The 6300-nt window shown below is 36.6% G+C and carries 5 protein-coding genes and 1 pseudogene; 5 read left to right on the top strand and 1 reads right to left on the bottom strand.

The window, feature by feature from the left end:
- The first annotated feature begins 63 nt into the window (after positions 1-63).
- On the top strand, positions 64-873 hold the full coding sequence (locus DSM106972_RS22780; RefSeq protein WP_127082863.1) for a hypothetical protein: 810 nt from the start codon (positions 64-66) through the stop codon (positions 871-873).
- A gap of 109 nt (positions 874-982) precedes the next feature.
- Positions 983-1510: a hypothetical protein gene (locus DSM106972_RS22785; protein WP_127082864.1), complete on the top strand. Its 528-nt coding sequence runs from the start codon at positions 983-985 to the stop codon at positions 1508-1510.
- 35 nt (positions 1511-1545) lie between these two features.
- On the opposite strand, the gene trpB is transcribed toward DSM106972_RS22785, so the two are convergent.
- On the bottom strand, positions 1546-2775 hold the full coding sequence (gene trpB, locus DSM106972_RS22790) for a tryptophan synthase subunit beta (RefSeq protein WP_127082865.1): 1230 nt from the start codon (positions 2773-2775) through the stop codon (positions 1546-1548).
- Between the two features lie 331 nt (positions 2776-3106).
- Between trpB and DSM106972_RS22795 the strand changes: the two are divergent.
- The 3 genes and pseudogenes from DSM106972_RS22795 to DSM106972_RS22805 form a co-directional block, all read left to right on the top strand.
- A pseudogene (locus DSM106972_RS22795) lies at positions 3107-3316 on the top strand (hypothetical protein); the annotation flags it as partial.
- A gap of 29 nt (positions 3317-3345) precedes the next feature.
- Positions 3346-4746, top strand: a complete 1401-nt coding sequence (locus DSM106972_RS22800; RefSeq protein WP_233787324.1) for a GumC family protein — start codon at positions 3346-3348, stop codon at positions 4744-4746.
- A complete protein-coding gene (locus DSM106972_RS22805) occupies positions 4727-6010 on the top strand; it encodes an O-antigen ligase family protein (protein WP_127082867.1) in 1284 nt (427 codons plus the stop codon). The genes DSM106972_RS22800 and DSM106972_RS22805 overlap by 20 nt, the downstream gene beginning before the upstream one ends.
- Positions 6011-6300: the final 290 nt, after the last annotated feature.

A 6300-nucleotide genomic window follows, 5' to 3' on the forward strand; every position in this document is an offset into this window, starting at 1 on the left:
AACAGTGCTAAATTAAGGCAAGTGTTGTAGCAATTTTGATTTGCACGCTGAATTAAAAGTTCCATGTCCCAAGATAACCCAACCCCCCAACCACCAAACCCAAGAGGTCGTCAACAACGTTACCAGAGACGACTACCATTTTGGAAGGTAAAAATTATCCAATTTTTGCGAGGAACTATCGGAGTCTTAGAAACGACAGCAAACCAACTTGAAGACCCATCTTCGAGAGTGGGGGAGGGTATTATTGCTGCTTTAACTGGGATAATTGCTTTTGTTGCTGTAATTGTTGTATGGACGACTTCATCTTTTAATAGTAAACCAGCATCTCAAGTTGCAACGGTTCCACCAGAAACACCACCTGTCACTGTAACACCCGAACCTACACCAACTCCATTAGTCGAAGCAACACCTTTACCACCTGTTGCTTCTTCGGCAAAAGAACCACAAGTTGAAGAAACACCCATCGCAGTAGAAACACCTCAACCAGAAATAGAACAAACACCTGTTGCAGAAGTAACTCCAGAACCGACACCAACACCAACACCAACACCGGAATTTATACCATTAACACCCGAACAAACACTTATAGCAGCAATCGAAAATAAAGTTTCACAAGTAAGTAACAATACCTTTTCAGGAATAGTAAAATCAATCAAAGCAAATTTTCGTAGCAGTAGTTTAATTGTCACAATAAGTGATGATTGGTATACACTCAAAAAATCGCAACAAGATAAATTAGCAACAGAAATGTTCCAACGTTCGCAAGAATTAGATTTTACCCATTTAGAAATATTTGACTCTCAAGATAAACTCGTTGCCCGCAACCCAGTAATTGGTAATGAAATGATTATCTTTCAACGTCAATTAACCTAAATGTCATTCTGAACGTAGTAAAGAATCTCATTATAAGTTAACACCAAAACAATATTTTCAAAATACTGATGGTAAGATGACATCCAGATTTTAAATTTATAGTCATCTTATGTCAAAGCACGCAGCAAAAAGCGGTGGTTATTGGGAAGCTGTTTGGGGAAGTATCGCTGGTTCTGTAGTCTACTTTATTTTTACTCAAATTATATATTTTACTATTGAATTTCTTTCAAAAGTAATATTTAATTATTCTATGAGCGATATTTATTTCAAGGTAATTTTAGCTGTAGATAATATTATTTTAGCAGCATTTATATTTTTTATATTTTTAGTTTCTTCTGTTATTCTTATCGGAATATATCTTGTTGCTAGAGCGATTGGTTGTAGATGTGCTTTAACTTGGGGAAATTTTTCTGGCGCCAAACTTACGTCTAAATATTTATTACGTTTTGATTTATTCTTTATTTCACTATGTGTTTTCTTATTTATAATACTGGCGATACAATCTTTACTAGGAATAATGCAAGCTGAGATTGTACATATAAATTTTTTATTAGGTTATTTGATAGTGTCGTTGATTATTCCTTCGTTTTTAGCACGGTGTTATTCAAATTTTCGGTTTCGCAAATTAATGTTGTAGAGACGTTACATGTAACGTCTCTACATGCTGTGGAATTACATGTTTAGATATTTGATGGCAGATTGTACATCTTTGTCACCACGTCCAGAACAGTTAATGACAATACGGGGACTACCTGTGAGTTGGGCACAAAGTGTTTCTAGGTAAGCGATAGCATGAGATGTTTCTAATGCTGGAATAATACCTTCCAAACGTGATAAACGTTGGAATGCATCTAACGCTTCGGCATCAGTAACACTATAATATTCTGCGCGTCCCATATCTTTGAGAAAACTATGTTCGGGACCAACACCAGGATAATCTAAACCTGCACTTACTGAGTGAGGTTCAATTACCTGTCCTTCTTCGTCTTGCAACAAGTAACTCATCGACCCATGCAGTACACCAATTCTACCTTTGGTTAATGTTGCTGCATGTTTGTCGGTGTTTACTCCCAACCCTGCTGCTTCAACACCAATAATTCTAATGCTTTGTTCGTCGATAAATTCGTGGAATAAACCCATCGCATTAGAACCACCACCTACACAGGCAATTAAAATATCGGGTAAACCACCCCATTTTTCCATTGCTTGTGCGCGTGTTTCTTGTCCAATTACAGCATGAAAGTCACGAACCATCATTGGATATGGGTGGGGACCTGCTACTGAACCGAGAATGTAGTGAGTTGTTTCGACGTTTGTTACCCAGTCACGAATTGCTTCGGAAGTGGCATCTTTAAGTGTACCTGTACCTGCTTCGACTGGACGTACTTCGGCGCCCATTAATTTCATTCTAAATACATTTAATGATTGGCGTTCCATATCGTGAACACCCATATATATGATGCATTCCAATCCAAAACGCGCGCATACGGTCGCAGTTGCTACTCCGTGTTGTCCGGCGCCTGTTTCAGCAATAATCCGCTTTTTACCCATGCGTTTAGCTAGTAGCACTTGACCTAACGCATTATTAATTTTATGGGCGCCTGTATGATTTAAATCTTCACGTTTTAAGTAAATTTGTGGTGTCGCATCTTTGCGTGCATAATGCTCACTCAAACGTTCAGCAAAATATAAAGGAGTTGCACGTCCTACATAGTCGCGCAGTAGTTGCTGTAACTCAACTTGAAAACCTGGTTCATTACGATATTGTTGATACGCAGCTTCTAATTCAAATAAAGCTGGCATTAACGTTTCGGGTACATATTTACCACCGAAACGTCCAAAGCGTCCTTGTGCATCAGGACGCTGCATAACTTGATTGGGGTTAATGGGTGTAATGGTCACGGTTACTTTTCCACAATTACGGAACGTACCTAATTATAGGCAATTTATCCGGATGGGTAATGACGTATTTTTGGCATTCGGCGCCTCGATATTGACTCATTCATAATTATAATCAATATCAATATAATGATTTTATTGCCTCTCGCGCTTTAATATGAAGCCAAGTTCATAAAGTTGCCAAAATGGCAACACGATTACTTGATGTTTGTTATTAATGTACATATCAGGGAATTCCGAATAGTATCTATCGGTTTTTTACAGCTATCTAAGTAAAATTAAATATTAAGTTTTTGTTATGGTATAAATTTTTTCTACAGAGGAGTATTTCAAATTGCAAAAAAGGTGTGAAAGAAACCGAAAGCGCTCTAAACGGAGGGCAATATTTTGTCCAACACATAAATGTTACTTAGATAGCGTTAGCCAAAAATATCCCCTAAATGTAGTTAATTTAGATGGGAGTTGGTTGGAAGAATTTTGGTGCGAACAATGCCAAAAAAGCCAGTGGTATCGCACTTATAAAAAAGACGGTGGTTATGAAATTTCAGCAGTAGTAAAATAATACTGATGGTTATGAATCGTTGGAAATCTTTGTTGTTGACGCTTGTAATTAGTAATGCAGTGCTTTGGAGTGCAGCTTTATTATATATGAGTCGCGCAAAGCCTAAATATACTAGTGATTGGACTATTAATGTTTTAGGTACAGCGTCTAGTTCTAATATAAATATTCCTGAAATTGGACAAGCTACTTCGCAAGATGCTTCTGCTTATGCTGGCATTAGTTATGACCCCAGAGAAAATTATAAAGCTATTGCCACGAGTGAACAGGTTTTGAATTTAGCTGCTAAAAGTGCCAATATGAATAATACGACTTTTGGGGCGCCTAAAATTAAGATTGTTGATAACACAACGTTGATGAGGTTTGAGTTTCAGGGTAAAACACCTGCTGAAGCACAAAAGAAATCTCAAGCTTTTTATAATACATTAACACTACAAATTAACAAGCTGAGGAGTGATGATATTGCTCAACAGAATGCTCGTTTACAAGTTGGAATTGAGAATTCACGTCAAAAGCTCAAAGCTGCACAACAAAAACTTTCTGAGTATAGAGTGACTTCTGGTCTGAGTGCTAACGAGCAACTGAGTAACTTGGCTATTAATATTGAAACATTGCGGAAGCAACGAGCAGAATTAATAGCTCAAGAAAAACAATCTAGTGCGCGTGTACTTAAGCTTCGGCAAGATTTGAATTTATCTTCAGAGCAAGCAGGTGATGCATTCGTTTTACAAGCTGACCAACTGTTTCAAAAGTATTTACTTAGTTACAATGATGCGAAATCAAAGTCTGTAATTTTAGAAGCTAAGTTTTTACCTAGTCATCCATCGGTAATTAATCAGAATGCTGAGGTGCAACAAGCTGAGTTAGCTTTGACGAATAGAGCTAAGATACTTTTAAAACGTCCATTCGATATTACAAGTATAGAACAATTCAATTTTAGTGATAATGAGTCGTCGGGACCTAAACGTGCAGCGTTATCAGAGAAATTAGTGACAACCGATGTTGAGAAGCAAGGACTGAAAGCGCAAATTCTAGGACTTAATCAGCAAATAGGTCAATTGGAGTATAGATTAAAAGTTTTATCGCAGCGTCAGTCTAAGTTAGAAGATTTGAAACGTGATGTACAGATTGCTGAAGCTGTGTTTTCATCTACTATTGCCCGCTTAGACATGGCAAAATCTAGTGTGTCTTCTGCTTATCCGCAAATTCAATTATTGTCCCATCCAAGTTTACCTGAATCTGGGACTGGAGCGAATCGGAATCTTGTATTACTCGGCGCCGGGTTTGGTTCAATATTACTAAGCAGTGGTTTAGCTAGACTTTTACAGAACAAAGTACAAAAAACAGATTATTTGCTTACTGATAACATTCTGAACGGTAAAAAACCACAAATTTATGAAACCTCTGAACATTGAAGAATTTTTAATTTGGTATTTTATACTGTTTACCTATGTTATCTATGCTTTGGGTCTGTTATTTCCTGCTACTGCGTTACTTGCTTGGGTTTTATTTTTTTTGGTGATTAAAAGAAGTAAGTCTATATGTGTATCTTGGCGCCTGTGGATGTGGTGCATATGTATGGTGGTGATTTTATTTGCTACATATATGGGTATTGATGACTTTAAACTTGGTGCAAACGCTCAACTTCGGGGAACACTAGGTTGGTTGACTACTTCTGCTGTATTTGCACTGTTTATTTTGAGTGGGTGTTTAAATATTAGACCACAGTTAATTTATCGTGCTGTGTGTATATTGTGTCTACAAAGCTTAGTTGCTATACCCATTACATTTATTGCTTATCAGTTGAATTTACCAGATATTCTTTACTCTTCTCCGGTTGAAAGATTTATTCAGAATGGACCAATATTTTACCAAGTGGGTTTTTATGCAATTGATTATGATACTCAAAGTCTACGTTTATTTCTGTTTGCACCTTGGTGTCCTGCTTTGGGGTTAATTGGCAATATCTACTTTTTTTTGGCATTAGAAGAAAAAAATAGATTTTGGCGGTATATTGGAATAATTGGCGCCGTTGCCATGAGTATTGTATCAGTTTCACGTTCTGCGTTTGTGGCGTTGCCAGTTGTTTTGGTATTAACTTGGTTATTACGAAACTTATTTAAACCAAAAATACAGGTGATTAGTGGTTTAGTTTGTTTTTTCTCAGGTATATTTAGCACAAACTTGTTAGAACTATTTAAAAATACATCTGAAGAATTTAGTTCATCACGAGCGAGTTCTTCGAGAGTTCGTTCTGCACTCGTAAGAATTGCCTTAGACCGTTGGAAAGAAGCGAAAATATGGGGTCACGGTACACAAGACCCAGGACCCAAAGTCGTTGCAAATTTACCAATTGGTTCACATCATACTTGGGCAGGATTATTATTTGCAAAAGGTGCTACCGGATTTTTAGCTTTTATGCTACCGTTTGTAATTAGTTTTTTTGATTTGGCTTTAAAGTCTTATACAAGTAAAGTGGCTAAAGTTAGTTTAAGTGTTTTACTAGTTTTATTAATATTTTCTTTTGGGGAACAAGTTGATATACTAGGTTATCTTTGTTTTCCAGGATTAATATTAATTGGTATGGGATTACAAGAACAGCCAAGTTATTTTACAACCATCAACCCATGTCATGCTGAACGAAGTGAAGCATCTCATAAATATCGAAATGTTTTATAAATATCAAAATTTTATAGATTCTTCGCTACGCTACTAATGACAAGTTAGATTTTGAAATGTCATGCTGAACGAAGTGCAACGGAGTGCAACGGAGTGCAACGGAGTGAAGCATCTTATAAATATCGAAATGTTTTATAAATATCGAAATTTTATAGATTCTTCGCTGCGCTACTAATGACAGTTTAGATTTTGAAATGTCATGCTGAACGAAGTGCAACGGAGTGAAGCATCTTATAAATATCGAAATGTTTTATAAATATCGAAATTTTATAGATTCTTCGCTGCGCTAC

Source organism: Dulcicalothrix desertica PCC 7102 (assembly GCF_003991905.1).
Classification (GTDB): domain Bacteria; phylum Cyanobacteriota; class Cyanobacteriia; order Cyanobacteriales; family Nostocaceae; genus Dulcicalothrix; species Dulcicalothrix desertica.

Coding starts and splice junctions, on each gene's coding strand:
- DSM106972_RS22780 (WP_127082863.1), top strand. CDS start 64: ATGTCCCAAGATAACCCAACCCCCCAACCACCAAACCCAAGAGGTCGT.
- DSM106972_RS22785 (WP_127082864.1), top strand. CDS start 983: ATGTCAAAGCACGCAGCAAAAAGCGGTGGTTATTGGGAAGCTGTTTGG.
- DSM106972_RS22800 (WP_233787324.1), top strand. CDS start 3,346: ATGAATCGTTGGAAATCTTTGTTGTTGACGCTTGTAATTAGTAATGCA.
- DSM106972_RS22805 (WP_127082867.1), top strand. CDS start 4,727: ATGAAACCTCTGAACATTGAAGAATTTTTAATTTGGTATTTTATACTG.